Below are 25,565 nucleotides of genomic sequence, written 5' to 3'. Positions count from 1 at the left end.
CGTGCGCTTCCGGTTGACGGACGACCAGCGGGCGTTGCGGGACGGCATGCGGCAGCTGCTGGCGCGGCGCTTCGACGGAGCGGCGCTGCGCGGGGCCGCGGAGCGCCCTGAGCGGCTGGACAGGGCGTTGTGGCGGGCGCTGGGGGAGGCCGGTTTCTTCGCGCTGCGGTTGCCGGAGGAGCAGGGCGGGGTGGGACTCGGTCTGCCGGAGGCGGTGTTGGTGTTCGAGGAGGCGGGCCGGGTGCTGCTGCCCGGGCCGTTGGCCGCCACCCATCTCGCGGCCGGTGCGGTGCCGGGAGCCGCCACCGGGGAGACGGTCGTCTCGGCCGTGGACGGCGGGCTCGTGGAGTGGCTGGCGGAGGCCGACGTCGTACGCGGCGACGCCCCCGGAGCCGTGCCGATGCGCTCCCTCGACCCGCTGACGCCGCTGCACCGCGTACCCGGCCGTGCGGCAGCGGCCCCGGATCCCGTCGCCGTCCTCCTCACCGCCGCCGAGCAGCTCGGCACGGCCGCACGCGTCTGCGAACTGGCGGTGCAACACGCCCGGGCGCGCGAGCAGTTCGGTCGGCCCATAGGGGCCTTCCAGGCGGTGGCACATCTGTGCGCCGGGATGCTGGCCCGGTCGGAGACGGCCCGCGCGGCGGTGTACGCGGCGGCCGTCACCGCCGACCCGCTGGACATCGCCGCCGCCCGCCTGCTCGCAGACGAGGCCGCCGTGCGCGGCGCCCGCGACTGTCTCCAGGTGCACGGCGGCATGGGCTTCACCTGGGAGTCCGAGGTCCATCTGCATCTGAAACGCGCATGGGTTCGAACCCACCGCGCAGGCGGAGTCACGCACAGTGAGGAAGCTCTCGCGGCCGCCCTGACGGCTGGAGCGGCCTGACGGGCCGTCTGGCTGCGGTGTCATCGCATATGCCCGCGAGGATGTCGCGGATCGTGGCACATCGTGATCACGGAGCGTTGATATCGGCTCGTGTCCTCGGCGTGACTCGTCACGGCCCGGAGTCGACTGCCCGCTCGGGTACCTTGTGTGGGATGCGAGTGGCTCAGAGCGCGGTGCGCCCCAGTGGCGCCGCCTGTTCGACTCCCCGCAGCGGGCGTCGCACAGTATGCCGCACGGGTACTCCTTCGCGCTGGAATATGCCCGAAGCGCTTGTTGGGGTGACTGTACGTCAACCATGCTGTCCCACAAGGGATTCACGTTCCGTGATCCTTGTCCCGGCCGTTGTTCTGGCCATGCAGAAAATGGCTACGATCGTGGCCTTCGTGAGGCGCGAGCCTAAGTGTCCGCCGGTTCGGATGGTGTGAGCGGTGCAGGTGCTTCAAGTGCAGCTGGAGATCCGGCCCGACCCCGCAGAGGTGGGGCGGGCCCGGCGGTGGGCCCGCTCCCGCCTGGCCGGGTCGGGCATACAGGCCGACGAGCCGCTCGCCGAGACCCTGATCCTGCTCGTCTCCGAGCTGGTCACCAACGCCGTGGTGCACACCGGCCGGCCCGCCGTGCTGCGGCTGTCCCTGCCGCACGCGGTGACGGAGGAGACCACGGTCCGTCTCGAGGTCGCCGACCGCAGCGGCCGGGCCCCCGTGCCCCGGTGTGCGGGGGACGACGCGACCGGCGGCCGGGGCCTCGCCCTCGTCGACGGCCTCGCCGACCGCTGGGGCTGGAGCGTCGAGAGCACCGGCAAGCGCATCTGGTGTGAACTGGACCGGTGTTCGAAGTCCTCCGAGGTGGCCGCGGCGTGCGGGGGCGGCTCTCTGTCGTGCGGCGGCGGGGCGGCCTTCGAGGGGCTGGCGTACGAGGCGGTGTGAGGCGGTGCAGGGCCAGGGTCCCTGGAGCCCCCCGTCCGTGACTGCCGGGCGCGGTGGACGAGGTGTGGTGTACGGCGGCACATGCCACACGGCGTTGCGGCGAGGCCGGGGCACGGTCGCAGGCGGATCAGCCGTTTTCGTCATGGCATGCGGCGGTGCGCCGGGATGTGCTTCCGTGCGCGCCTGCGGCAAAAGCCGCATAAGCAACACATCGCCAAACGGGTGTTGACGCCTCGTGACCGTTTGTTCACGCTTGTGGGCAGCGATTCGCCGTGAGGGGACGGCGAGGGCTGCGACGACGGCGGCCCTCGGCGAGTGTGAGTCGTGATTCGGCGTCGGCTCCCGGTCAGGGTTTCACGGGAGCCGGGGCGGGAGCGCCGGAGTCGGGTGGCGGTGCGCGCTGCCGTGCTCGGGGCGAGCAGCGCGGCGCCGCCATCCAGCTTCAGGCGGCGGGGTGGCGGCCTGGCGGGCGGCCAGGCCCTAGGGGTGGGTCCTGGCTTGCCGGGCCTACAGGACGGCGACCGGGGCCACCGGAGAGCCGGTCGCTCCCGTGAAGGGCTCGGGGGTCGCCGCCAGCAGGAACGCGTAGCAGCCCGTTTCTCCACAGGCTGTGGACAACTTTTCGAGATTCCAGTTCTGGCCCTGCGGCATCCCCATCTCCACGAGGTGGAGAGCGTGCACCGGCAGCCACAGGTCCTCCACCTCGGGCGGGAACACCTCGAAGGTGAGTGTGTCGTTGGCGACCGCCGCGACATCGCGCGCGTGGAACCACTCCGGCGTCCGGATCGACAGCCCCGGCGACGGATACGCGTACGCGTGCCGGTCCCCGGCCAGACAGAGCCGGACCTGCCCGGTCCGTACGAGCACGACGTCGCCGGCCCGCACGTGCGTACCGGCCAGTTCCTCGGCCGCGTCCAGGTCCTCGGGCGTGACGGCGTACCCGCCGTCGAGCCGGTCCGTGCCCCGGGCCCGGGCGACGTCGAGCAGCACTCCGCGCGAGACGACGTGCCGGACCTTGTCGATGCCGCTGAACTCCGCGCCGCCGTGGGGGGTGATGGAGGCGGCCGGGCGGCCGTTGTAGAGCCTGCCCGAGTGCGAGACGTGCGGCAGCGCGTCCCAGTGGGTGGCCGCCTGGAGCCCCATGGTCACGGCGTCGTCGCTGCACGCGACGGTGCCCGGGCCGAAGAGCTCCTGGTTGATCTGCACCATGACGTGCAGCGGATCGATCCGCCCCGGGATCATCCCCGTCTGGACGCCGTCGCGCCGGAGGGGCAGCGCGAGCGGGATCCGGCGACCGGCGCGGACCGTCGCCGCGGCCTCCCGGACGACCTCGTCGGTGATCAGGTTCAGCGTGCCCAGCTCGTCCGCGGCTCCCCAACGGCCCCAGTTGTTCACGCGCTTGGCGATGTCGTGGAACGCGTCCGGCAGCGACATGAGTCCTCCCCGGGGCTTGTGTTCCCGTATCTGACGGGTCGTAGAATCTGGAGGGTCTGCAAATCTAACGGTCCGTCAGAAACCGTGGGACGGGAAGGGGCCGGGCGTGGGGAACTTCTTGGCAGGCAAGGTCGTCGCGGTCACCGGCGCAGGGCGGGGTATCGGCCGGGCGGTCGCGCTCGCGGCGGCCGCCGAGGGAGCGAAGGTCGTCGTCAACGACTACGGCGTGGCGGTCGACGGTGCCTCCCCGACCAGTGAGGTCGCCGAGGCCGTGGTCAAGGAGATCGAGGCGGCGGGCGGGGAAGCGGTCGCCGTCGCCGACGACATCTCCACCATGGCGGGCGGGCAGCGGGTCGTCGACGTGGCGCTGTCGTCGTACGGGCGGCTCGACGGGGCCGTCTGCGTGGCCGGGATCCTGCGGGAACGGATGCTGTTCAACATGACCGAGGAGGAGTGGGACCCGGTCGTCGCGACGCACTTGAAGGGCACGTTCACGGTGTTCCGGGCCGCCTCGGCGGTGATGCGGAAGCAGCGCGCCGGCACGCTGATCGGCTTCACCAGCGGCAACCATCAGGGATCGGTGTCGCAGGCCAACTACAGCGCGGCCAAGGGCGGGATCATCTCGCTCGTGCGGAGCGCCGCGCTCGGGCTGCACAAGTACGGGGTGACCGCGAACGCGGTGGCGCCGGTCGCGCGTACGCGGATGTCCGCGGGCGTGCCGATGGAACTGGCGGAGATCGGGGAACCGGAGGACGTCGCCGCGCTGGTGGTGTATCTGCTGTCCGACGGGGCGCGGGAGCAGGGGATCACCGGGCAGGTGTACACGGTCGCCGGGGCGAAGATCGCGGTGTGGGCGCAGCCGAGGGAGTTGCGTGCGGCGTACGCCTCCGGCGGCTGGAGCGTGGAGAGGATCGCGGAGTTTCTGCCCGGGTCGGTGGGGGTGGATCCGATGCCGATGCTGGAGCGGGTGCGGGAGATGGAGAGGGCGGCGCGGGAGGGGGAGCGGCCGAACGCCCAGTAGCTCGGGGGTGCGTGTGGTGTGGCGGCTGCGGGTGCGTTGTGGTTTCTCGCGCAGTTCCCCGCGCGCCCCTGAAGTACCTCATCTCAAGCCCAGTCATCGAAACGAGGCGGCGCTCGTGGATTTCGGGTTCACGCAGGACGACGAGGACTTCCGTGCCGAGGCTCGTGCCTGGCTCGCCGTGCACGCCGAGGGCGTACGCGACCGCCGCTCCTGGGAGCGCACCCTCGGGGCAGCCGGTTGGATCGGGATCGGATGGGGCGCGGACGGGTACGGCAATCGCACCGCCACGCTCACCCAACAGGTCGCCTGGGCCGAGGAGTACGCCCGGTCGGCCGCGCCCCCGCGCTCCGACCACATCGGTGAGAACCTCCTGGCCCCCACGCTCATCGCGCACGGCACCGAGGAGCAGAAGTCCCGCTTCCTGCCTCCGGTCGCCGCCGGCGAGGAGCTCTGGTGCCAGGGCTACAGCGAACCCGGCGCCGGCTCGGACCTGGCCGGTGTGCGTACCGCGGCCGTGCGCGAGACGGACGGCCGTACCTACCGCGTCACCGGGCAGAAGATCTGGACGTCACTCGCGCACGAGGCCGACTGGTGCTTCGTCCTCGCCCGCACCGAGCCCGGGTCGCGGCGGCACCACGGACTGTCCTTCCTCCTCGTCCCCATGGACCAGCCGGGCCGCATCGAGGTGCGCCCCATCCGGCAGCTGACGGGCACCAGCGACTTCAACGAGGTCTTCTTCGACGGCGCGCACGCGGAGCACGTCGTCGGTGGCGAGGGCAACGGCTGGCGCGTCGCCATGAGCCTGCTCGGTTTCGAACGGGGCGTGTCCACGCTGGCGCAGCAGATCGGGTTCGCCGAGGAGCTGGACCGTGTGGTGCGGGCGGCCGTGGAGTCGGGTGCGGTGGGGGATGCCGTCGTACGGGAACGGCTCGTCCGGCAGTGGGCCGAGCTGCGCACCATGCGCTGGAACGCCCTGCGCACCCTGGGCGGTTCGGGTGACGCGGGCGCCCCGAGTGTGGCGAAGCTGCTGTGGGCCGGCTGGCATCAGCGGCTCGGGGAGCTGGCGGTGCTGGTGCGGGGCGCGGCGGCGAGCGTCGGCCCGGCGGACTGGTCGGTGCCGTCGCCGTACGAACTGGACGCGGCGCAGCACCTGTTCCTCTTCTCGCGGGCCGACACCATCTACGGCGGCTCGGACCAGATCCAGCGCACGATCATCGCCGAGCGGGTGCTCGGCCTGCCCAGGGAGCCCAAGGGAGCCGCGTGATGCGAGGCGTGATCTTCGACGGGAAGCAGGTCCGGGTCGTCACGGATCTGGAGGTGCGGGAGCCGGGGCCGGGTGAGGTGCGGGTCGCGATCTCGGCGGCGGGGCTGTGTCACAGCGATCTGTCGGTGGTGGACGGGACCATACCTTTCCCGGTTCCTGTGGTGCTGGGCCATGAGGGCGCCGGAGTTGTGGAGGCGGTGGGTGGGGGCGTCACACATGTGGTCCCCGGTGACCATGTGGCGCTGTCCACGCTTGCCCACTGCGGTACGTGCGCGGAGTGTGACCGGGGGCGCCCGACCATGTGCCGGCGGGCGATCGGCCGCCCGGGCCGGCCGTTCCGTCACGCCGGCCTGCCGGTCCACCAGTTCGCCGCGAACTCGGCGTTCGCGGAGCGCACGGTCGTGAAGGCCGTACAGGCGGTCCGTATCCCCGAGGACATCCCCATGGCATCGGCGGCGCTCATCGGGTGCGGGGTGCTGACGGGGGTGGGTGCCGTGCTGAACCGGGCACGGGTGGACCACGGCGACAGTGTCCTGGTGATCGGGACGGGCGGCATCGGCCTGAACGTGTTGCAGGGAGCCCGGCTCGCGGGTGCCCTGCGGATCGTGGCCGTCGACGCCAACCCGGCGAAGGAGGAGGTGGCACGCCGCTTCGGTGCGACGGACTTCCTCACCTCGACCGAGTGCGTGCGGGACATCCTGCCCACGGGCGCGGACCACGCCTTCGAGTGCGTCGGCCGTGTGGAGCTGATCCGTCAGGCGATCGACGCACTGGACCGGCACGGCCAGGCGATCCTCCTCGGGGTGCCGCCGGCCACGGCCGAGGCGTCCTTCCGCGTCTCGTCGCTGTACCTCGACAAGTCCATCCTGGGCTGCCGTTACGGCTCCTCCCGCCCCCAGCGCGACATCGCCCTCTACGCGGACCTGTACCGCCGGGGCCGGCTGCTGCTCGACGAACTCGTCACCCGGACCTACCCGGTCGAGGACTTCGAGAAGGCGGCGGCGGACGCGGAGGCGGGGCGGGTGGCGCGCGGAGTGCTCACGTTCTGACGGCGGCCCCCTTGTGCCTGTCGGTCCGGAAGGTCCGCCGGTAGGCGGTGGGCGTGACACCGAGCGCCGCCTGGAGGTGCTGGCGCATCGACTGCGCCGTGCCGAAACCCGCGTCGCGGGCCACCTGGTCGACGGTCCGATCGGTGGACTCCAGCAGGTGCCGGGCTCGTTCCACGCGCTGCTGGGTGAGCCACTGGCCGGGGCTGACGCCGGTCTCCTCGCGGAAGCGGCGGGTGAACGTGCGGATCGACATGGCCTCCTGGGCGGCCATGTCGCGCAGCTGGATCGGCTCGTGGAGACGGCCCAGGGCCCAGGCGCGGGCGGTGGTGGTGGAGGCCTGCTGCGGATCGGGCACGGGGCGCGCGATGTACTGCGCCTGACCGCCGTCGCGGTGCGGCGGTACGACCGTACGGCGGGCCACGTCGTTGGCGACGGCGGCGCCGTGGTCGCGGCGCACGATGTGCAGGCACAGGTCGATGCCGGCCGCGACGCCCGCGGAGGTCAGCACGTCGCCGTCGTCGATGAACAACACGTCCGGGTCGACCTCGACCTTGGGGAAGAGCCGCTGGAGGCGCTCGGCGTCGGCCCAGTGGGTGGTGGCGGGGCGGCCGTCGAGCAGGCCGGCGGCGGCGAGGACGTAGACGCCGGTGCAGATGGAGGCCAGCCGGGTGCCGGGCCGGATGCGGGCGAGGGCCGCGGCCAGTTCGTCGGTCAGCACGCCCTCGTCGTAGACCGGGCCGAGTTCGTACGACGCCGGGACGATCACCGTGTCGGCGTCGGCCAGGGCCTCCGGGCCGTGCGCGACGTGGATGGCGAAGTCGGCGTCCGTCTCGACCGGGCCCGGCGGCCGGACCGAGCAGGTCACGACCTCGTACAGATGCCGTCGCAGGGCGTCCCTGGGACGGCCGAAGATGCGGTGCGGGATGCCCAGTTCGAAGGGCAGCAGCCCGTCGAGAGCGAGGACGACGACGCGGTGGGGGCGGAAGCCGGCGGCCGGGTCCGGGTCCGGACTGGAGCGGGTGGCCGATGTCATGGCCCGATCCTAGCGAATGCTGTCCTCCGGGCCACTCGATGAAAGGTGGCGCAGGCCGGAAGCTCTATGCCGTGACTCAGACAAGCGAAGCCGCAGCAGTCGTGCCACAGCCGGCGAAGCCGGGCCGCGGCGGCCGTAGACGCGTGCACCGGGCCTGGTTCGTCGCCGCCGTCACCTTCGTGACGATCATCGGCGCGGCCGCCTTCCGTTCCGTGCCGGGCCTGCTCATCGACCCGTTGCACGACGAGTTCGACTGGTCGCGCGGCACGATCGGCGCCGCCGTCTCGGTCAATCTCGCGCTGTACGGCCTGACGGCCCCGTTCGCGGCGGCCCTGATGGACCGCTTCGGCATCCGCAGGGTCGTCGCGGTCGCCCTGACGGTGATCGCGCTCGGTTCGGGCCTCACGGTGTGGATGACGGCGGCCTGGCAACTGATGCTGTGCTGGGGTCTGCTGGTCGGTCTCGGCTCCGGGTCCATGGCGCTGGCGTTCGCGGCGACCGTCACCAACCGCTGGTTCACCGAGCGGCGCGGCCTGGTCAGCGGCATCCTCACCGCCGCGTCCGCCTCCGGCCAGCTGATCTTCCTGCCCCTGCTGTCCTGGATCGTCGAGCGGCACGACTGGCGCCCGGCGGCCGTGACGGTCGCGCTCGCCGCCCTCGCGGTCGTCCCGTTCGTCTGGCTCCTGCTGCGCGACCACCCCGCGGACGTGGGCCTGAAGCCGTACGGTGCGACCGAGTTCGTACCGAAGCCCGCACCGGTCCCCGGCGCCGCCCGCCGGGCCGTGACCGTCCTGTTCTCGGCCGCGCGCACCGGCCCGTTCTGGCTGCTCGCCGGCACCTTCGCGATCTGCGGCGCTTCGACCAACGGCCTGATCCAGACCCACTTCGTGCCCGCCGCCCACGACCACGGCATGCCCCTGACGACCGCCGCCTCGCTGCTCGCGGTCATCGGCGTCTTCGACGTCGTCGGCACGATCGCCTCCGGCTGGTTCACCGACCGCTTCGAAGCCCGGCGCCTGCTCGCCGTCTACTACTCCCTGCGGGGCGTCTCCCTGCTCTTCCTCCCCCTGCTGCTGGTGACGCCCGGCGTCCAGCCCCCGATGATCTTCTTCATCGTCTTCTACGGCCTCGACTGGGTCGCCACCGTCCCGCCCACCCTCGCCCTGTGCCGCGAGCAGTACGGCGAGGACAGCGCGATCGTCTTCGGCTGGGTCCTCGCCTCCCACCAGGTCGGCGCCGCCCTGGTCGCCTTCCTCGGCGGCGTCGCCCGCGACACGTTCGGTTCGTACGACGTGGTGTGGTACGCGTCGGGGGCGTTGTGCGCGGTGGCTGCGTTGATGGCGTTGGTGATTCGGCGGCGGGGGGTGGGGGCGGGGGTGACGGCCTGAGAGCGGAAAGGGAGAACCTAGTGGTGCCAGGCACGCGGCCTCCTGGACATCGATGACGATCAGTCTCGGGTCATGTCCCCAAGCCTGTGCCGCGCGGGCGGGGCGGCAACAGGCCGCATCGGGTCCGGCAGCGGACCGATCCGGTCAGCGGTAGGCCAGGCAGTCGAGCAACCACAGCAGGGCCGAGGAGAACCCACTCGGTTCAGCACCCACTGGCGGACGCTGTCAAGCAGGGTCGGGCGTGGTGAAGGCCTGTCGGCTGTGCAGGAGCAGCTCACGCAGGGCGGGGCTGTGCGGGCTCTTCCAGACCAGGGCGAGCAGCGCTGATGTTTCGACGTCATCGATGGCGCGGGCGGTGAGCCGGTCGCGGTGGTTCGCGGCCATCGAGTCGCTGAGGACGGCGACGCCGAGCCCGCGGGCGGCGAGGTCGGCGATGGCGTCCGCGGAGCTGGCTTGCAGTGTGATCGCGGGTCGGAGGCTCTGTGCGGCGCAGGCCCGGTCGAACACGGTGCGCAGGCCGGTGCCGGGGGGCATGCACACGATGGGGTGGGCGGTCAGGTCGCGCAGAGTGACCCGCCGTTGCTTCGCCAGGGGGTGCCCGGCCGGAACTGCCGTGACAAGCCGCTCGCTGATGATGGTCAGCGCGTCCAGCCCCTCGGGGGTGGCGGTCGCCGTCCCGATGAGAGCCAGGTCGAGGGTGCCGGCGCGTACGCCTTCGACGAGCCGGTCGGAGTTGTCCTCCAGCAGTGAGATCTCCACGCCCGGATGCGCCCGGTGGAATGCGGCGAGGGCGTCGAACAGCGGCGTGAGGGTGCAGCCGATGACCATCCCGACCGTGAGCCGGCCTCGGATCAGGTCGGTGACCTCACCCACCGCTTGGCCGACCGCATCGGCTGCGGCGAGCGCGGCGCGGGCGTGTTCGAGTGCGGCCTTGCCGGCGACAGTGAGGGTCGCTGTGCGCGCTGACCGGTGGAACAGCTCGGCGCCGAGTTCGCGCTCCAGTTGGCGGATCTGGGCGCTGACGCCGGACTGGCTGATGTGGACCCGCTCGGCCGCCCGGGTGAAGTTCTGTTCCTCGGCGACGGCGACGAAGTATTCCAGCTGCCTCATTTCCATGACTGCCAATTCTAGTTTCCAGAAGAACCATCTGTTGGACTTCTGGCCGACGGGTGGCCAGGCTGGGAAGAGCTGAAGCCCGACGTCAGGAGGTACCCGTGCCGGAGTACGAGAAGGCCATGCGGCCCGAAGACATCACCCGCTTGTTCGTCGAACGCTCCAACGCCGGTGACGCGGCCGGGGTCGCCGCGCTCTACGAGGAGGACGCGGTGTTGGCGTACCCGCCCGGCGAGCGGACGGTGGGCCGGGAGGCGATCCGTGCGCTGTGGGAAAAGGTGCTGGCCGACCGTCCCCGCTTCGAGCCGGAACAACCGCTGCCGACGCTGGTCAGCGGCGACATCGCCCTCACCTCGACCCCGCCGAAGGACGGGGCGGGCGCCCGGGCGCAGGTCGTCCGGCGCCAGCCTGACGGAAGCTGGCTGCGCCTGCTCGACCAGCCGGAGTTCGTCCTGCCCACCCGCTGAATCGGCGGGGAGCCACCGGGTCCGTCAGGTCACCTTCCAGATCGAGAAGATGTACAGCGCTGCCTCGATTCTTGCCTTTGTGTGGCTGTCGGGTTTTCCTGTGAACCTGACGAAGACCACGTCGAATCCCGGATCGGCCGCGACGAAAAGTGTCAGCGGTACCCGGCCCGACAGCGGGTAGTCGTACCAGTCGGACCGATCGATGTCTGTCGTCGGCAGCGCGGTTTCGATGGCCTGCCAGTCCGAGTCGTCGAACTCGTATCCCGTGAAATGCGCGACTGATTCACACAGCGGCCGCAGATTGGTGTCGCTGGTCCAGCCAGCATCGAAAACATGGTCAGGATTCGGAGTCGTCATCTTCACCGCCCGCTCTCCTCCGCCGACTCCACCGAGGACCGAGCGGCACCTGCAGGGTATCCGTCCCCTTAGTGTCGTGGCCCGCCCTCGGTCTATCCTGAACCCGGGAGTTGCCTCCCGGTTCTGGTACTCATCGCATCAGAAAGTCAGTGGATGACACTCGGCATGGTCCTCGGTGACGTGGTCGTCGTGACGTCGCAGGTTCGTTCGCGTTCGGCCTTCCGAGGAGTTTGCCGTGTCCACGATTCACTGGATCGATGCTCAGCCCCGTTCCGCCCGCTGGCATTCTGAGTCCGGGCTGCCCCTGCCCCGCCGGGTCGTCGTCGCCGACGACCGGATGAAGGCCGCCGTCGCCTACCGTCTGGCATGTGAGGGCACCGCGTTGCTGTGGCGCGGGGATTTCCAGAACGCGCGCCAGTTGTTGCGCGCGATGGACCGCCGTGTCGGTCGTACCGCGCCCGGTGCGGCTCAGACGCCGGCCGAGACCTTCCGTCTGCAACGCCGGTTCCGCGCTCACCGTGCGCGCGTGCTCGGCAAGCTGCTCGTGTTGCTGGAGGAGGACTACGTACTGGCGCTGCGCCGGGCGCCTGATGTGCGCCTGGCGTGCAGCGAGGCGTACGGGCCGTCCGACGAGGCCATGTGGCCCATGGCCGTCGCCCTGACCGAACTGCTGGGTGTGATCAGTGCCCGGGAGTGGCGGGAGAAGGGTGTGTACGTTCCGGCGCTGGGTGCGCGGGTCCATCCGCATTACGGGGTGTTCGCGCCGACGAGGGGCGAGTACGTCGATCTTGTCGGGCGGGCGCCGCTGCCGCGTGGTGGCGGTGTGCGGACGGCGTTCGACCTGGGCACGGGCACCGGTGTGCTCGCCGTCGTGCTCGCCCGGCGAGGGGTCGGGCAGGTGGTGGCCACGGACGTCAGCGCCCGGGCACGGGCTTGTGCGCGGGACAACGTAGGGCGGTTGGGGCTGGGGCCGGCGGTCCACGTCACCGGGCCCGAGCTGTACCCCGAGGGACGCGCGGATCTGGTGGTGTGCAATCCGCCCTGGATCCCCGCCCGCCCCGCCTCCGACCTCGACCTCGGCGTCTACGACGCGGGCGGCGGCATGCTCCACGGGTTCCTCGACGGGCTCGCCGGCCGGCTGGAGCCGGGGGGCGAGGGCTGGCTCGTCCTGTCCGACCTGGCCGAGCGGCTCGGGCTGCGCGGCCGGGACGAGCTGCTGACCGCCGTCGAGGCGGCGGGGCTGCGGGTCATCGACCGTCTGGACACCCGCCCGAGCCACACGCGCGTGCGGGACACGGGTGATCCGCTGCACGCCGTACGGGCCGCCGAGGTCACGTCACTGTGGCGGCTGGGCGTCGCCTGATCCGTACCGGCTCGGTCCGTACCGGCTCGGTCAGTGCGACAGGCGCGCGAATCGCCCCCGGTGGAAGAGCAGCGGTCCGTCCGGATCGTCGGCGGCCGTGCCGAGGGCGTCCACTCGGCCGACCACGATGAGGTGGTCGCCGCCGGTGTGGACGGCGTGGATCGCGCAGTCGATCCAGGCGACGGCACCCGACAGGCGCGGCGAGCCGGACACCGGCGCCGCGTCGTACGCCACTCCCGCGAACTTGTCCGCGCCGCTCACGGCGAAGGCGCGGCACAGCTCGCTCTGGTGGGCGGCCAGGACGTTCACGCAGAACACCCCGGCCGTGGCGATACGCGGCCAGGTCGTCGACGTGCGGCCGACCATGAAGGCGACCAGCGGCGGGTCGAGGGAGAGGGACGTGAAGGACTGGCAGGCGAAACCGGCGGGGGAGTCGCCGGTGGTGGCGGGCGGTGCCGTGATCACGGCCACGCCCGTCGCGAAGTTTCCGAGGACGCGGCGGAACTCGGCCGGGTCCAGGGGGGCGCGTTCGTCCTCGCCGACGCACCGCAACTCGGGGCGTGGCAGCGCCTCGACGGGCTCCGGCCCGGGTGCGCGGACCGACCTGAGGTAGCGGACGGCGGCTTCGGCCATTCCTGCTTGTCCCATCACACCTGCCATTGAAGCTGACGGTTCGTCAGATGGGAAGGGTCAGCGGCCCCGGTACGCGGGGTTGCGCCGCTCCACGAAGCTCCGTACGCCCTCCTGCGCGTCCGCCGTCGTCATGTTGATCTCCTGCGCGGCGGCCTCGGCGGCGAAGGCGGTGGCGCGGTCGGCGTCGAGGGAGGCGTTGACGAGCTGCTTGGTCAGGGCGAGGGCGCGGGTCGGGCCGGCGGCGAGGCGCTCGGCCCAGGCGCGGGCCGTCTTGTCCAGATCGCCGTCCGGGACGACCCGGTTGACCAGCCCCATTCGCTCCGCGTCGGTCGCCGTGAACGCGTCGCCGAAGAACATCAACTCCTTCGCGCGTCGCGGACCGACGAGGCGGGGGAGGAGGTAGGCGCCGCCGCCGTCCGGGACCAGGCCGCGTCGTACGAACACCTCGATGAAACGGGCGGATTCGGCCGCGAGGACGAGATCGCAGGCCCACGCGAGATGCGCGCCCAGCCCGGCCGCCGTGCCGTTCACGGCGGCGATCACCGGCTTCTCGCAGTCCAGGACGGCGGCGATCAGGCGCTGGGCTCCGGTGCGGAGGGTGCGCGCGACGTCTCCGGGGACACGTTCGCCGGTCGTGGTGGCGGCGGTGCCTCGAAGGTCCGCCCCGGCGCAGAAGCCGCGCCCCGTTCCCGTGAGCACCACCGCTCGTACCTCCGGCGACGCGGACGCCTCCGACAGCAGCCGCACGATCTCGTCCCGCTGGTCGGGCGTGAGGGCGTTGAGGGTCTCGGGGCGGTTGAGGGTGAGGGACAGGACGTGGCCGGCCGTCGTGTGCAGAACCGCGGGTTCCGTCATCGGCTGCACACCGCCAGCGCGTCCAGCGCCACCGCGCCCTGCCCCTGGGGCAGCACCATGAGCGGGTTGATGTCCAACTCCGCCAGCCGGCCCCCGAGTTCCAGTGCCATGCGCTGCACGCGCAGGACGACCTCGACGAGCGCGTCCAGATCCGCCGGCGGCCGCCCCCGGACCCCGTCGAGCAGTGGTCGCCCGCGCAGCCCGGCGAGCATGTCCCGCGCCTGCTCCTCACCGAACGGCGGCACACCTACGGCCGTGTCGCGCAGGACCTCCACGAGCACGCCGCCGAGTCCGACGGTCACGGTCGGCCCGAACAGGTCGTCGTGCGTGACTCCGACGACCATCTCGACGCCCTGCTCGACCATCTGGCAGACCAGTACGCCGTCCAGCGGGACACCCTCGTAGCGGGCGATGTCGGTCAGCTCCCGGTAGGCATCACGGACCTGGCTCGCCGAGGTGAGCCCGATCTTCACCAGGCCCAGTTCGGTCTTGTGGGCGATGCGGGCGCCCGAGGCCTTCATCACCACCGGGTAGCCCACCAGTCCCGCCGCCCGTACGGCCGCCGCCGCGCTGGTCACCAGCTGCTCGCGCGGCACGCGGATGCCGTACGCCCGCAGCAGCTGCTTCGCCGCGTGCTCGCTGAGCTGCTCGCCGGGGCGCATGAGCGCCTGGGCCTTGCGGTAGGACGGCGAGGGGGTGCGCGGGGCGTCGTCGAAGGGGGAGCGGTAGCCGGTCCGGAAGCGGTGGTGGCCGAGGTAGGCGCGGACGGCGGTGAGGCAGTTGCCGACCGTGCGGAAGGTGGCCACGCGGGAGGAGCCGAGCAGGACCTCGCGGTAGGCCGGTTCGGTGCCGACCGGCGATCCCCACACCACGCACACCAGCTTGTCCGTCTGCTCGGCCGCGTCCACGAGGTCCCGGACGAGGCGGTCGCTGAGCGGGGGGAACGGCCCGGTGATCGGGCAGACGAGCACGCCCACCTCGGGGTCGTCGAGGATCGCGTCGATGATCTTCCGGCCACGCCGGTCGCCGACCGGGTGCCCGCCGTTGTCGACGGGGTTGGCGACGCTCAGGTACTCGGGTATCCACTGGTGCAGCTCGGCCTGTTTGGCCTCGGACAGGACCGGGAGCCGCAGGCCCGCCTCGGTCGCGAGGTCGGCGACGTGCGCGCCCGTGCCGCCGGAGATCGAGCAGACGACGACCCCGTCGGCGCGCGGCGGGCGGGCCCGCGCCAACAGGGCGGCGGTGTCCTGGAGTTCGTCCAGGCCGTCGACGCGGATCACGCCGTACTGCCGTAGCGCCGCGTCCACGACCGCGTCGGCGCCGGTCAGCTTGCCGGTGTGGGAGGCGGCCGTGCGGGCGCCGGTCTCGGTGCGGCCCACCTTGACGGCGACGACCGGCACACCGCGCCGGGCGGCCCGGTCGGCGGCGAGCAGGAAGGAGCGGCCGTCCTTCAGCCCCTCCAGGTAGCAGGCGATGGCGCCGACCTCGGGCTGCTCGGCGAAGTAGGAGAGGAAGTCGGCGGTCTCCAGGTCGGCCTCGTTGCCGGTGGGCGCCCAGTGGGAGAGCCGGATGCCGAGTTCCTGGAGGGCGAAGACGGGGCGGCCCTGGTGGCCGGACTGGGTGATCAGGGCGATCGCCGGCCCCGCCAGGTCGTCACGGAACCGTTCGAAGGCGTTGAGGTTGGTGTTCGGGCCCAGCAACCGCATCCCGGACCGCTCCACGGCGGCGGCCAGTCGCCGCTGGGCGGCGGCGCCCGCCTCCCCGGTCTCCGCGAACCCGGAGGCGAAGACGACCGCGAACCGTGCCTTGGCCTCGGCCAGTTCCTCGACCACCGGCAGGGGGTCGCCGACCAGCACCACGGCCAGGTCGACCTGCTCGGGCAGGGCGGCGACGGAGGGGCAGCAGGGCCTGCCGAAGACGGACGGCCGGCTCGGATGCACCGGATACCACCGGGCCCCGACCCGCTCGGCCCAGTCGGCCAGTTGCCGTGTGACCCCCGTATGGGGGCGCCCCTCGGCATCGGACGCGCCGATCACGGCGACGGACCGCGGGCGGAAGAAGCGGTCCAGGTCGGGTACGTCGGCGTGCAGCGGACGCCCGCTGACATCGAGGTCTCCCAGCTGGGCCGCCCTGCCGTGCACGACGGGCCCCGACCGCTCGCCACAGGCGATGGCCCGGGTCCGGCGGGAGTCGGTGGTGAGGGTGCCGTGGGTCGATCCAAGCATCGTTCCGCCCGCTCCTGTGAGACAGCCGCTAACTGACGCTCTGTCAGATTATCCGAACTGACATAACGTCAGGAATGGCCGTGCAAGCAGCAGTTGCGGTTACCCTGGGCCTCGGCCCTGTTCTCATCCCCTGGTTTTCAGCCCGGCAACCGCGACACCCTCCCCGAACCGTCCCGCGCGATGGCCTTCGCGATCTTCATCGCGTCGATCGCCATCTCGCGGAACATGCCGCTGATCGGATTGGTGAAGCCGGTGAAGTACAGGCCGGGCGCGGTCCGTGGGCTGCGGGGGCCCTGGGTGACGGGCCTGCCGCGGGCGTCGAGTACGTCGAGGTGGCCGACGAGGCCCTCCAGGGCCCGGGTGTAGCCGGTGGCCGCGACGACGGCGTCCGGGGAGAGGCGGGTGCCGTCGGCGAGTACGACCTTGCCGTCCTCGAAGCCCTCGACGGCCGCCACGACCTCCACCCTGCCCTTGCGCACGGCGTCGATCAGGCCGACGTCCTGGACGGGGATGGCGCCTTCGGCGACCCGGGTGTAGAGGCCGGTGTCGGGGCGCGGCAGGCCGTGGGCGGACAGGTCGGGCACGCTCAGTCTGCCCATCTGCCGCGCCATCCGGTCCACGAGGCCGACCGGCAGGTGCCGTGCCATGACGCCCGAGTACTGCGCGGCCCAGCCCGCGGTCGAGCGGCGCACGATGTGCGGGACGGTGCGGATGGACAGCCGTGCCCGGGCACCGCCGTCCGCCAGGTCCACGGCGATCTCGGCGCCGGTGTTGCCGGCGCCCACGACGAGGACCTCACGTCCGGCGAAGGGCTCGGCGTTGCGGTAGGCGGAGGCGTGCAGGAGCTCGCCGGTGTACGTGTCGCGGCCGGGCCAGTCGGGCACGCGGGGCGTGTGGTTGTAGCCGGTGGCGACGACGACCGCCGCGCCGGTCAGCTCCCGGCCGCCGGTGGCGTGCAGCAGCCAGCCCGTGCCGTCGGGCGCGCGCTCGATACGGGACACCTCGACGCCGGTGACGATCTCCAGCCGGTGGTGCTCGGCGTACTTCTCCAGGTACCGCACCACGTTGTCCCGGGACACCCACCGCCCGAACCGGCGCGGCATCGGCAGCCCGGGCAGGGACGACAGGCGGCGGGTGGTGTGCAGGTGCAGCCGGTCGTAGTGGCCGCGCCAGGACGCCCCGACGCGGTCGGACTTCTCCAGGACGACGGCCCGAATGCCCCGGGCCCGCAGCGCGTACGCGGCGGAGAGTCCGCCGGGGCCGCCGCCGACGACGTAGACGGGGCGGTCGGGTGCGGGGTGCGCGGAGGAGTCTGTGGGGGGAGCGGAGTCGGCCATGAGCGGGAGCGTAGCCACGGACCCGCTTGATGGGTCTCGGTCAAGACCGGAATTGGTTTCGGATTGATCACGGCTGTGGGAGGGCGGGGTGGAGCCGGTGGCGTCGATGGCCTGGTTGTGGCGGGCTGGTGATCACTCCTGACATCTGTGTGAGTGTGGGCTGCCCGGCTCCCGCTCGTTGCCCGCACGCTCGGGGCGATGCCGGCACACAGCTTCACGGGGGACTCGCATATGGCCGCCGACGCGGGAACACCGGGGCGCCGAACGGGTGTTGAGATGACGCCGATTCAGACCGGAACAGCCCTGCGAAGGAGACCGGAATGGCCCTGACCCGCGAAGAGCGCGAACAGTTCCTGGCCGAACCGCACATCGCCGCGCTGGCGGTCGACGCGGGGCCGAACCGCGCGCCGCTGACCGTGCCGATCTGGTACCAGTACGAGCCCGGCGGCGAGATCTGGATCATGACCGGCCTCGATTCCCGCAAGTACGAACTGATCAGCGCGGCGGGCCGGTTCTCGCTGATGGTGGACCGGCTGGAGCCGACGATCCGGTACGTGTCGGTCGAGGGCCCGGTCGTCGACACGGCCCCCGCCACCCTCGACCAGCTCCGCGAGATCTCGGCGCGCTACCTGCCGGCCGACAAGGTCGACGGCTACGTGGACTTCGCCTGGAAGAACCACGGAGAACAGCTGGTCCTGCGGATGCGGCCGGAGCGGTGGGTGTCGTCGGACCTCGGGCAGGTGTGAGGAGCGTTCCGGGGTGACAATCGGGGGATGGCAACGGATCTTCACGAGCTGCTGAGGTCACTGCGCGTCTGGGACCCGCAGGTCACGCACCTCCCCTCCTTCGACCCGACGACCGCCCCCGCCGCCCCGCTGCCACTCTTCACCGAGTGGTTCGCGGCGGCGGTGGCGGCCGGGCAGACCGAGCCGCACACCATGTCGCTGGCGACCTCCGACGAGTCCGGCGTGCCCGACGTACGGATCGTCATGCTGCACGGCGCCGACGAGACCGGCTGGTCCTTCGCGTCCCACGCCGGCAGCCGCAAGGGCCGCCACCTCACCGCCCGCCCGTACGCGGCCCTCGGCTTCTACTGGCCGGTCCTCGGTCGGCAGGTACGGGTCCGTGGCCCGGTGTCGGCCGCCCCGTCCGAGGAGGCCCAGGGCGACCTCCACGCCCGCTCGACGGGTGCGCTGGCCGCGGCGCTGACCGGCCGCCAGAGCGAGATCCTGGGCTCGGTGGAGGAGCTGGCACGGGCCTCGGAGTCGGCGTGGGAACGGGCCGCGCGGGAGCCGGAGGCACCGGTGCCGTCCTGGACGCTGTACCGGCTGCGGGCCGAGGAGGTCGAGTTCTTCCAGGGAGACGCGGTGCGGCGGCACGTACGGCTCCGCTACCGGAGCACGGAGGAAGGGTGGACCCGGGAACTGCTGTGGCCCTGAACGGACCTTGGTTCACGTCTTCCCCCTCCCTGTCGGCGCGGTGCGGATCCCGAGAACGTACGCCGCGGTGAGCGCCACGGCACGGTTTTCGTCGTGGGACAGATCTACGAGGGCCTCCGACGCCGTGCTTCCCGGGATGTCCGCGAGCGCCTGTGCCAGCCGTCGGCGCGCGGACGCTTCGACGGTGCCGTGGGCGAGGCAGTCGACGAGCCTGGTGGCGATCTGATCCGCCAGCGCGGGATCACTCGCCAGCGCGCTCAGTGCGTCGGCTGCGTCGACGTCGTTCGTCTCCTCGACGATCATGTCGATGAGCACCGGCACCGCGTCGGCCACCCCCCGTGCTCCGAGCGCCAGAGCCGCATACCCGCGGACCACGATGTCGGGGTTCGCGAGGGCGTCCCGCAGCAGTGCGGTCGCCTTGCCGTCCGGAAACTCGGCGATGGACTGGACGGCTCGTTCGCGCACCTCGGCCGCCGGTGAGCCGAGGCCCTCCGCGAGCAGCGGCAGCGCGCCCTCGCCCGATCGCGCCATGGCCCATCGAAGGGCTCCGGCGACGTTCGGGTCCGTCTCGCTCAGCGCCGCCTCGACCAGGGCTTCGACGGGTACGGGAACCTCTTCGACCGAGGACAGGGCCGCGCGTTGGCGCGTCCCGGCGCTCTTCGACCCCAGCCCCTGGAGAAGTGCGACGATCTGGAGGACGTCCTCCCAGCCGGCGGGTTCCGCGGCACCGATCCGGCGCAGTCGCGTGAGCAACTCCGTTTCCGCCGCGATGCGTTCTCGCGTCTGGCGGACGAGGCCGTCGACGAGCGCTGAGGGCGTGAAGCCGGGATCGTCGAGCGCGCGCCCGACTTCACGCAGCGACAGCCCCAGTGACCGCAGGCTCTCGATATGGAAGATCCGCCGGATGTCCGCGCTGGAGTACTCGCGATAGCCGGCGTGGGTACGACCCGTCGGCCGCACCAGGCCGAGCGCCTCGTAGTGCCGCAGCATGCGGGCGCTGACCCCGGACCGTCGTGCCACATCACCGATCAGCACTGCCTGTCACTCCTCCTGGCCGGTCCTGCCGAGTACCACGACGCGCTTCGCCTCCTCGATCGCGAACTCGAACCCGGCGTCCGGGTTGCGCGACAGTCGTTCCGTGGCGATCGCGTGCGCGCGCACACGAGGGTCGAGGTCCGTCATCGCGGCGCGCAGGGCCGGCGTGGTCACCTCACCGAGGGCGATCAGTGCCCGGCTGAGACTCAACTGCGTCGGCCGCTCGCCCCGCCCGAGTTGCGTCACCAACACCCGGGCCAATCCCGTCTCCTCGCCTTCGGGTACGAGAACGACCGCTGCCCGCCAGGCACTCCGCGCCACCTCGTCGTCGGCGTCGGTCAGCAGCGCCCTTGTGATCGCCGGCCACGCCCGCCGATCCCCGATCTTGGACAGTGTGTGCAACGCCTGGCTCCGTGCCTGCGCACGCTCCGAGCGGAGTTCCTCGAGAAGCGCCGGGACCGTCATGGATGCCGGGTGACGGGTGAGCGCCCACGTGAGCATGTCGCGCACGTGGAACTCCGGCTCGACCGCGCATCGTTCGATGAGCTCACCGACGAACCGCGGGTCAGGGCTCGTGCCGGCCGCCAGCGCTGTCCGCAGCCGCACCGACGGGCTGCTGTCCTCCAGCCCCTGCAGACCTCGTACCGTGTCCGTGTCCGTGTCCGTGTCCGTGTCCGTGTCCGTGTTCTGTTCCGGCATGCTCATCGGGACCACCTCCTCGACTCAGTGAAGGCCTTGTCACTGTGTCAAGGTCAAGCAGGCGCGGACCGCTCTGTGAAGTCGTACCCCGCGAAGTCCGTCACCGGCCGGTACCCGATCCGCTGGTACAGGCCGTTGCTGGTCGGGTTCGACAGATCCGTGAAGAGGAGCACCTCCTGCGCTCCGGCGGCCAGGGCGGCGCGGCTGACCTCGGCGGTGGCGGCGCCCGCGTAGCCACGGCCGCGGAGGTGGGTCGGGGTGTAGACCGGGGCGACACGGATCTGGCCGGCGACCTGAGGGGTCGTTCCGGCCATGGCGGCCGGGCTGCCGTCGGAGGTCTCCCAGAACGTGATGCCGCCCTGCTCGATGCGGGCGTCCGCCCATTCGGTGGCGTCCCGGACGGTGCCCGTGCCGACGGCCTTGGCGAACTCCTCGTGCCAGCGGATGAGTTGCTTACGGTCCGCCTTGCCGGCGATGCGAGGCCTGCCGGGCGGTACGGGACGGGGCACGGTCAGGGTGCCGAGTCGGTAGAGCCGCTGACGCTGCTGGAGCGTGGCCGTGGCGCCCGTGTGCCGCTGCCAGGCCTCGGCGAAGGCGGTGGCGGTGTCGCGGTCGGCGTGCACGCCGGGCAGGCGTTGCCCGCGGGCGGCCAGCCGTGCGGCCAGGGCGTCGGCCTCCTCGGCCGTCAGGACGGTGAGGTTCAGCCGGTGCGGTGGTGTGCGGAAGAACGTCGCCCGGACCGCGCCGTCCTGTTCCAGCACGCCGAACTCCGGCGTTCCGTCGCCGTAGATGTGCCGGCCGCGCGTGCGCAGGTTCTCCGTGACGGTCAACGGGAGGGTGTGCAGAGCGAGTTGGGAGCGGAGAAAGCCGCCGGCTCGGGTCAGGAAGGCGTCGAGGTCCTGGGTGAGGTGCCAGTCGTCGGTGCGCATGCCCCATGGTGCCGTCCGCGCCCCCGCCCGCACCTCCGAATTACGCCCCGGGTCCTCGGCCCGCATCCGGTTCGGCCTGTCGGTCCGCATCCGGTTCCGCATCCGGTTCCGGATCGGTCGATAGCCGTGCGTGCAGGTGGGCGTCCCGGAACGCGTCGTGCCGGCCCTCCTCGAAGATCGCCCCGCGCAGGGTCCCCTCGTAGCGTGGGACGCTGCCGTTCACCCGCCGACCGAGCCCGGCACGACCCGGAACACCGGGATCCCCTCCCGGAACGCGACCTCCAGTTCCGCCCCGGCCGACAGCTCCTCGGCCGGCAGCTCCCCGGCCGACCGTTCACCCGTCGGCAGTTGCCCCACCCCCACGACCTCCGTCATCATCCGCGGCCCCTCGGCGAGGTCGACCACGGCGGCGACGTACGGCGTGCGATCCGCGAAGGGCGGCAGGTCGTTGCGGTGGACGACGGACCAGGTGTAGAGGGTGGCGCGGCCGCTCGCGGGCTCCCAGGCGACGTCCTCGCTCCAGCAGTGGGGGCAGAACTCGCGCGGGTAGTGGTGTGCCCGGCCGCAAGCCCGGCAGCGGCGGATCAACAGCCGGCCCTCGGAGGCCGCGTCCCAGTACGTCCACGTGAAGGCGTCCGGCTCGGGCAGGTCGAGACGCCCCGCCATCAGAACAGCCCCAGCGCGCTGTCCAGCGACCAGGTCTGCCAGGACATCCCGAACAGCGCGACCACCGACATCAGCGCCATCATCGAATTCTGCCCCTGCTCGGCGACGTCGTGGATCATGAGGGTGAGGTAGAGGGCGTTGAGGAGGAATCCGCCGACCAGGGCGACCGGGGTGAGGAAGCCGGTGATCAGGCCCAGTCCGAGCGCGAGTTCCGCGTAGACCACGACGTACGCCATCGCGCGCGGGTGGGGCGCGACGATCGTGTCGAAGCCCGAGCGTACGGCGCTCCAGCGGTGCTTGGCGGCTATCCCGGCCGCCCACGTGATGCCGGTGCCCCTCTCGAACCAGGCCTTGCGGTCCTTGTGCCGCCAGCTCTCCAGCCACCACAGCCCGAGCCCGATCCGCAGCACGGCCAGCCATTCCGCTCCGGTGAGCCAGATCGTGTCCATGCCCATGCTCCCGCATTGCCGCCCGACCTGACCTGACGGTACGTCAGATCAGGTGGTCGCAACAAGCCCTGCGGTGGTGGCAGTTCTCAGCGGCGACGGATCGTGACAGGGCATCAGGAACCCGCCAGCCACGCCAGCGTGCGGCCCTGCGACCAGCAGCGGCCCACGGCCTCGGCGTGCAGGGCCGACTGGCCGAACACCGCCAGTCCGATGACGCTGTGGCCGGAGGCGCGGCGGTCGCCGAGTGTCGGGATCGTCGGCGCGACTCCGACCCCCTCCGCCGACACCCACGCCACCGGCCGGCCGGCCGCCGCTTCATCGAGGCGGTGCAGGAAGCGCAGGCGGCTTTCGAGCGGGAAGTGCGACAGCGCCCATGTCGTGGTGACGACGGGCAGGGCGTCCGCGGGCACACGGGCGAAGGCGTCGGGCAGCACCTCGACGGCGTCCCCCCGCAGCAGCAGCGGAGGGGCCGTTGCCGCCAACGCCGTCTCCCCTTCGAGCCTCGCGAGCAGCTCCGGCTGATCCGGCGACAGACAGGCGCGCAACCATCGGGCCTCATCCGCGTCGGTCACGTCGACCGGGTCGAGGTCGACGCCGATCCGGGCGACGACCTCGGGCATCGCCCGCGTCGGGACGGGCCGGCCTCCCACGATCGAAGCCGACATCTGCACGGGAGATGACGGGTCGCCCAGCGATAGTCCGTCGCCGTACGTGATGCCGACGCGATCGACATTGAGATTGAGCCCGGCCGAACAGCCCACGTCGATCAGCCCGACCGCATGCGCGCCGACCCGCCGTGCCGCCTCGGCGATGGCCGGATACAGCACGGCACAGCGTCCGGTCTCGTTGGTCCGCGGCTGCCGGCGCACGGCGACGGCCACGACCGAGTCGGTTATGCGCAGCAGTGTGTCGATCGCCGCGTCGGCGGCGGCGTCGCCGTCCGCGGCGGCATAGGCCGCGGCGAGCGCCGGGGCGCGTCCGGCGAGGGCGAGGTCGTGCAGCGCGGCGAGGATCACTGCGGGGTGCCGTTTGCGCGCCGGCGCCGCCTCGATGGCGCGCAGCGCCTCGCCGGATTCGCTCAGGGCGACGGCGACACGCTCGTACAGCGGCGATGTCCTGGCGGCATCGACCTCACCGAAGCGTCGGTACACCTGAGCGATGGTGCGAGCCCTGCCCACGGGTACGGCGCCTCCTGCGGTCGGCCCTGGCGTCCGACGAGTCTAGCCAACGCCCGAGGCCATACGTGATGCTCGTCGGCATGGAGATCAGAACGGGCGTGCGGGGCGATGTGGAGCAGATCGCGGCACTTCACACGGAGAGTTGGCGTACTGCCTATGCGGGGATCATGCCGAGCGGTTTCCTGGACGGCCCCCTGTACGAGGACCGGCTGTCGCTGTGGCACGGGCGACTTCTCCAGCCGCAGCCTGCCGCGGGACTGTTCGTCGCCGTGGGCGGAGGCGAGATGGATGGCTTCGCGTACCTCGTCCCGCGCCCCGACGGCCGCCTCCTCCTGGACAACCTGCATGCCCGGCCGGGCCGTACCGGTTCCGGCATCGGAGGCCGACTGCTGCGACACGCTCTCGCGTGGGCTGTCACCGAACATCCCGGACGGGACGTCTATCTGGAGGTGCTGCGCGCCAACACCCTCGCCATCGCCTTCTACGAGCGACACGGCGCTCTCCGTACCGACGAGCGGGTCTGCCTGTTCGAGCAGGGTTTTGAGCTGCCCGAGCTCGAGTACACGTGGGCGGCCGGATCCGTGTCGACGGTTTCGGGGTAGTTGTCACACCCCCAACACCACCGTCCCCGAAGAACAGAACCACCCACCCGTCCCGGACACCACCCCCAGCCGGGGCAGCCCCCCGTCACCACGCCGCCGCACCTGCCGCTCGCCGCCCTCCCCCCGCAGCTGCCGCACCGCCTCCACCAGCAGGAACAACCCCCGCATCCCCGGATGCTGCCCCGACAGCCCGCCCCCGTCGGTGTTCACCGGAAGCCCTCCGCCCTCGACCCGCAGCCGGCCCTTCTCCACGAACGCCCCGCCCTCGCCCTTCCCGCAGAAGCCGAGGTCCTCCAGCGTCACCAGGGTCATGTAGGTGAACGCGTCGTAGATCTCGGCGAAGTCCATCTCGTCCGGCCGTACCCCCGCCCGTTCGAAGGCCGGCCGTCCGCTCACCGCAGCCGGGGACACCGTGAAGTCCGCCCACCCGGACATCGCGGCGTGCGAGACGTACTCCCCGCTCCCCAGCACCCACACCGGAGCGGTACGGCAGTCCCGTACGTACTCCTCCGCCGCCAGCAGCACCGCCGCCCCGCCGTCGGAACGGACGCAGCAGTGCAGCTTGGTGAAGGGGTCGGCGATCACGGGGCCGGCCAGGACCTCGTCCACCGTGACCGGGGTGCGGAACATCGCCTCCGGATTCAGGGCCGCGTTGGCCCGGGCCTGGACCGCCACCTCCGCGAGCTGCTCGATCGTCGTGCCGTACTCGATCATGTGGCGGCGGGCCGCCATGGCGTACTTGGCGATCAGGGTGTGGCCGTAGGGGACTTCGAACTGCAGGGGTCCGCGCGTGCCGAAGGACAACGTTCCCGTGCGGCGGCCCGCCCTGACGTCCGCGCGGGCCGTCGAGCCGTAGGCGAGCAGCACCACGCGCGCGTGCCCGGCCGCGATCGCGTCCGCCGCGTGGGCCGCCATGACCTCCCAGGTGGAGCCGCCGACGGAGGTGGAGTCGACCCAGGTGGGGCGCAGGCCCAGGTACTCGGCGACCTCGACGGGGGCGAGGGTGCCCAGGCCCGCCGAGGCGAAGCCGTCGACGAGCGAGCGGTCCAGGCCCGCGTCGGCCAGGGCGCGGCGGGCCGCCTGCGCGTGCAGCGCGTACGGGGTCGCGTCGTCCACGCGGCCGCAGTCCGAGAGGGCCACGCCGACGACGGCCACTTTCCTCCGGGCAACCATGAATCTGACGGTACATCAGATATCGCCGAGTACAACCACGGCAGGACTCT

Annotated in this window: 26 protein-coding genes and 1 pseudogene; 11 read left to right on the top strand and 16 right to left on the bottom strand. The window is 72.0% G+C overall.

Annotation, left to right across the window (positions count from 1 at the left end; all coding sequences use genetic code 11):
* The first annotated feature begins 1 nt into the window (after position 1).
* Positions 2–883 (top strand): acyl-CoA dehydrogenase family protein, encoded by an 882-nt coding sequence (locus HDA41_RS17355; RefSeq protein ID WP_184993487.1) that lies wholly within the window; start codon positions 2–4, stop codon positions 881–883.
* Between the two features lie 443 nt (positions 884–1,326).
* A complete protein-coding gene (locus HDA41_RS17350) occupies positions 1,327–1,806 on the top strand; it encodes an ATP-binding protein (RefSeq protein WP_184993485.1) in 480 nt (159 codons plus the stop codon).
* A gap of 507 nt (positions 1,807–2,313) precedes the next feature.
* On the opposite strand, the gene HDA41_RS17345 is transcribed toward HDA41_RS17350, so the two are convergent.
* Positions 2,314–3,240, bottom strand: coding sequence for a cyclase family protein (locus HDA41_RS17345; RefSeq protein ID WP_184984969.1), 927 nt, complete (start codon positions 3,238–3,240; stop codon positions 2,314–2,316).
* A gap of 106 nt (positions 3,241–3,346) precedes the next feature.
* Between HDA41_RS17345 and HDA41_RS17340 the strand changes: the two genes are divergently transcribed.
* From HDA41_RS17340 to HDA41_RS17330, 3 genes are all read left to right on the top strand, one after another.
* A complete protein-coding gene (locus HDA41_RS17340; protein ID WP_184984967.1) occupies positions 3,347–4,261 on the top strand; it encodes an SDR family oxidoreductase in 915 nt (304 codons plus the stop codon).
* Positions 4,262–4,376: 115 nt separating this feature from the next.
* On the top strand, positions 4,377–5,525 hold the full coding sequence (locus HDA41_RS17335) for an acyl-CoA dehydrogenase family protein (protein WP_184984965.1): 1,149 nt from the start codon (positions 4,377–4,379) through the stop codon (positions 5,523–5,525).
* Positions 5,525–6,574: a Zn-dependent alcohol dehydrogenase gene (locus HDA41_RS17330; protein ID WP_184984963.1), complete on the top strand. Its 1,050-nt coding sequence runs from the start codon at positions 5,525–5,527 to the stop codon at positions 6,572–6,574. The genes HDA41_RS17335 and HDA41_RS17330 overlap by 1 nt, the downstream gene beginning before the upstream one ends.
* Here the strand turns inward: HDA41_RS17330 and HDA41_RS17325 are convergent.
* A complete protein-coding gene (locus tag HDA41_RS17325; RefSeq protein ID WP_184984961.1) occupies positions 6,564–7,607 on the bottom strand; it encodes a GlxA family transcriptional regulator in 1,044 nt (347 codons plus the stop codon). The genes HDA41_RS17330 and HDA41_RS17325 overlap by 11 nt on opposite strands.
* 71 nt (positions 7,608–7,678) lie before the next feature.
* On the opposite strand from HDA41_RS17325, the gene HDA41_RS17320 reads away from it, so the two are divergent.
* Positions 7,679–8,995, top strand: coding sequence for an MFS transporter (locus HDA41_RS17320; RefSeq protein WP_184984959.1), 1,317 nt, complete (start codon positions 7,679–7,681; stop codon positions 8,993–8,995).
* A 225-nt stretch (positions 8,996–9,220) separates the two neighbouring features.
* On the opposite strand, the gene HDA41_RS17315 is transcribed toward HDA41_RS17320, so the two are convergent.
* Entirely contained in the window at positions 9,221–10,111 is an 891-nt protein-coding gene (locus HDA41_RS17315; protein ID WP_184984957.1) for a LysR family transcriptional regulator, read from the bottom strand.
* A 98-nt stretch (positions 10,112–10,209) separates the two neighbouring features.
* Between HDA41_RS17315 and HDA41_RS17310 the strand changes: the two genes are divergently transcribed.
* The gene (locus HDA41_RS17310; RefSeq protein WP_184984955.1) at positions 10,210–10,575 is read left to right on the top strand and encodes a YybH family protein; all 366 of its coding nucleotides are present in this window, start codon (positions 10,210–10,212) and stop codon (positions 10,573–10,575) included.
* Between the two features lie 24 nt (positions 10,576–10,599).
* Here the strand turns inward: HDA41_RS17310 and HDA41_RS17305 are convergent, their stop codons facing one another.
* Entirely contained in the window at positions 10,600–10,932 is a 333-nt protein-coding gene (locus HDA41_RS17305; RefSeq protein ID WP_184993483.1) for a hypothetical protein, read from the bottom strand.
* Positions 10,933–11,167: 235 nt separating this feature from the next.
* Here HDA41_RS17305 and HDA41_RS17300 point away from each other — a divergent pair, with 235 nt between their 5' ends.
* On the top strand, positions 11,168–12,295 hold the full coding sequence (locus HDA41_RS17300; RefSeq protein ID WP_184984953.1) for a methyltransferase: 1,128 nt from the start codon (positions 11,168–11,170) through the stop codon (positions 12,293–12,295).
* Between the two features lie 30 nt (positions 12,296–12,325).
* Here HDA41_RS17300 and HDA41_RS17295 read toward each other — a convergent pair whose 3' ends face one another.
* The 4 genes from HDA41_RS17295 to HDA41_RS17280 form a co-directional block, all read right to left on the bottom strand.
* Positions 12,326–12,928, bottom strand: a complete 603-nt coding sequence (locus tag HDA41_RS17295) for a flavin reductase family protein (protein WP_184984951.1) — start codon at positions 12,926–12,928, stop codon at positions 12,326–12,328.
* Between the two features lie 57 nt (positions 12,929–12,985).
* Positions 12,986–13,783 (bottom strand): enoyl-CoA hydratase/isomerase family protein, encoded by a 798-nt coding sequence (locus HDA41_RS17290; RefSeq protein WP_184984949.1) that lies wholly within the window; start codon positions 13,781–13,783, stop codon positions 12,986–12,988.
* Complete coding sequence (locus HDA41_RS17285) at positions 13,780–16,008, bottom strand: acetate--CoA ligase family protein (RefSeq protein ID WP_184984947.1); 2,229 nt, start codon at positions 16,006–16,008, stop codon at positions 13,780–13,782. The genes HDA41_RS17290 and HDA41_RS17285 overlap by 4 nt, the downstream gene beginning before the upstream one ends.
* Positions 16,009–16,145: 137 nt before the next feature.
* The gene (locus tag HDA41_RS17280) at positions 16,146–17,345 is read right to left on the bottom strand and encodes a flavin-containing monooxygenase (RefSeq protein ID WP_184984945.1); all 1,200 of its coding nucleotides are present in this window, start codon (positions 17,343–17,345) and stop codon (positions 16,146–16,148) included.
* A gap of 320 nt (positions 17,346–17,665) precedes the next feature.
* Between HDA41_RS17280 and HDA41_RS17275 the strand changes: the two genes are divergently transcribed.
* Both HDA41_RS17275 and HDA41_RS17270 read left to right on the top strand, forming a co-directional pair.
* Complete coding sequence (locus HDA41_RS17275) at positions 17,666–18,091, top strand: pyridoxamine 5'-phosphate oxidase family protein (protein ID WP_184984943.1); 426 nt, start codon at positions 17,666–17,668, stop codon at positions 18,089–18,091.
* A gap of 27 nt (positions 18,092–18,118) precedes the next feature.
* A complete protein-coding gene (locus HDA41_RS17270) occupies positions 18,119–18,784 on the top strand; it encodes a pyridoxine/pyridoxamine 5'-phosphate oxidase (RefSeq protein ID WP_184984941.1) in 666 nt (221 codons plus the stop codon).
* 12 nt (positions 18,785–18,796) lie between these two features.
* Here HDA41_RS17270 and HDA41_RS17265 read toward each other — a convergent pair whose 3' ends face one another.
* From HDA41_RS17265 to HDA41_RS17240, 7 genes and pseudogenes are all read right to left on the bottom strand, one after another.
* Positions 18,797–19,819, bottom strand: coding sequence for a HEAT repeat domain-containing protein (locus HDA41_RS17265; RefSeq protein WP_184984939.1), 1,023 nt, complete (start codon positions 19,817–19,819; stop codon positions 18,797–18,799).
* A gap of 6 nt (positions 19,820–19,825) precedes the next feature.
* Positions 19,826–20,524 carry a HEAT repeat domain-containing protein gene (locus tag HDA41_RS17260; RefSeq protein ID WP_184984937.1) on the bottom strand — a complete coding sequence of 233 codons (699 nt, stop codon included), beginning with the start codon at positions 20,522–20,524 and terminating at the stop codon, positions 19,826–19,828.
* A 47-nt stretch (positions 20,525–20,571) separates the two neighbouring features.
* The gene (locus tag HDA41_RS17255) at positions 20,572–21,447 is read right to left on the bottom strand and encodes a GNAT family N-acetyltransferase (protein WP_184993481.1); all 876 of its coding nucleotides are present in this window, start codon (positions 21,445–21,447) and stop codon (positions 20,572–20,574) included.
* Positions 21,448–21,487: 40 nt separating this feature from the next.
* Positions 21,488–21,652 (bottom strand): annotated as a pseudogene (locus HDA41_RS41275) (GNAT family N-acetyltransferase); the annotation flags it as partial.
* A gap of 14 nt (positions 21,653–21,666) precedes the next feature.
* Entirely contained in the window at positions 21,667–22,113 is a 447-nt protein-coding gene (locus HDA41_RS17250) for a Zn-ribbon domain-containing OB-fold protein (RefSeq protein ID WP_184984935.1), read from the bottom strand.
* On the bottom strand, positions 22,113–22,562 hold the full coding sequence (locus HDA41_RS17245; protein ID WP_184984933.1) for a DoxX family protein: 450 nt from the start codon (positions 22,560–22,562) through the stop codon (positions 22,113–22,115). The genes HDA41_RS17250 and HDA41_RS17245 overlap by 1 nt, the downstream gene beginning before the upstream one ends.
* A gap of 113 nt (positions 22,563–22,675) precedes the next feature.
* Positions 22,676–23,713: a DUF2332 domain-containing protein gene (locus tag HDA41_RS17240; RefSeq protein WP_230299600.1), complete on the bottom strand. Its 1,038-nt coding sequence runs from the start codon at positions 23,711–23,713 to the stop codon at positions 22,676–22,678.
* Positions 23,714–23,820: 107 nt separating this feature from the next.
* Between HDA41_RS17240 and HDA41_RS17235 the strand changes: the two genes are divergently transcribed.
* Positions 23,821–24,342 carry a GNAT family N-acetyltransferase gene (locus tag HDA41_RS17235; protein ID WP_184984929.1) on the top strand — a complete coding sequence of 174 codons (522 nt, stop codon included), beginning with the start codon at positions 23,821–23,823 and terminating at the stop codon, positions 24,340–24,342.
* Between the two features lie 3 nt (positions 24,343–24,345).
* Here the strand turns inward: HDA41_RS17235 and HDA41_RS17230 are convergent, their stop codons facing one another.
* A complete protein-coding gene (locus HDA41_RS17230) occupies positions 24,346–25,515 on the bottom strand; it encodes a thiolase C-terminal domain-containing protein (RefSeq protein WP_184984927.1) in 1,170 nt (389 codons plus the stop codon).
* Positions 25,516–25,565 lie beyond the last annotated feature (50 nt).

Source organism: Streptomyces caelestis (assembly GCF_014205255.1).
Classification (GTDB): Bacteria; Actinomycetota; Actinomycetes; order Streptomycetales; family Streptomycetaceae; genus Streptomyces; species Streptomyces caelestis.
This window is presented reverse-complemented; position numbering and strand designations above follow the sequence as displayed.

Coding starts and splice junctions, on each gene's coding strand:
- HDA41_RS17330 (WP_184984963.1), top strand. CDS start 5,525: ATGCGAGGCGTGATCTTCGACGGGAAGCAGGTCCGGGTCGTCACGGAT.
- HDA41_RS17290 (WP_184984949.1), bottom strand. CDS start 13,783: ATGACGGAACCCGCGGTTCTGCACACGACGGCCGGCCACGTCCTGTCC.
- HDA41_RS17245 (WP_184984933.1), bottom strand. CDS start 22,562: ATGGACACGATCTGGCTCACCGGAGCGGAATGGCTGGCCGTGCTGCGG.
- HDA41_RS17250 (WP_184984935.1), bottom strand. CDS start 22,113: ATGGCGGGGCGTCTCGACCTGCCCGAGCCGGACGCCTTCACGTGGACG.
- HDA41_RS17280 (WP_184984945.1), bottom strand. CDS start 17,345: ATGGCCGACTCCGCTCCCCCCACAGACTCCTCCGCGCACCCCGCACCC.
- HDA41_RS17255 (WP_184993481.1), bottom strand. CDS start 21,447: ATGCGCACCGACGACTGGCACCTCACCCAGGACCTCGACGCCTTCCTG.
- HDA41_RS17285 (WP_184984947.1), bottom strand. CDS start 16,008: ATGCTTGGATCGACCCACGGCACCCTCACCACCGACTCCCGCCGGACC.
- HDA41_RS17305 (WP_184993483.1), bottom strand. CDS start 10,932: ATGACGACTCCGAATCCTGACCATGTTTTCGATGCTGGCTGGACCAGC.
- HDA41_RS17275 (WP_184984943.1), top strand. CDS start 17,666: ATGGCCCTGACCCGCGAAGAGCGCGAACAGTTCCTGGCCGAACCGCAC.
- HDA41_RS17230 (WP_184984927.1), bottom strand. CDS start 25,515: ATGGTTGCCCGGAGGAAAGTGGCCGTCGTCGGCGTGGCCCTCTCGGAC.
- HDA41_RS17345 (WP_184984969.1), bottom strand. CDS start 3,240: ATGTCGCTGCCGGACGCGTTCCACGACATCGCCAAGCGCGTGAACAAC.
- HDA41_RS17295 (WP_184984951.1), bottom strand. CDS start 12,928: ATGGCCGAAGCCGCCGTCCGCTACCTCAGGTCGGTCCGCGCACCCGGG.
- HDA41_RS17260 (WP_184984937.1), bottom strand. CDS start 20,524: ATGAGCATGCCGGAACAGAACACGGACACGGACACGGACACGGACACG.
- HDA41_RS17315 (WP_184984957.1), bottom strand. CDS start 10,111: ATGGAAATGAGGCAGCTGGAATACTTCGTCGCCGTCGCCGAGGAACAG.
- HDA41_RS17235 (WP_184984929.1), top strand. CDS start 23,821: ATGGAGATCAGAACGGGCGTGCGGGGCGATGTGGAGCAGATCGCGGCA.
- HDA41_RS17325 (WP_184984961.1), bottom strand. CDS start 7,607: ATGACATCGGCCACCCGCTCCAGTCCGGACCCGGACCCGGCCGCCGGC.
- HDA41_RS17270 (WP_184984941.1), top strand. CDS start 18,119: ATGGCAACGGATCTTCACGAGCTGCTGAGGTCACTGCGCGTCTGGGAC.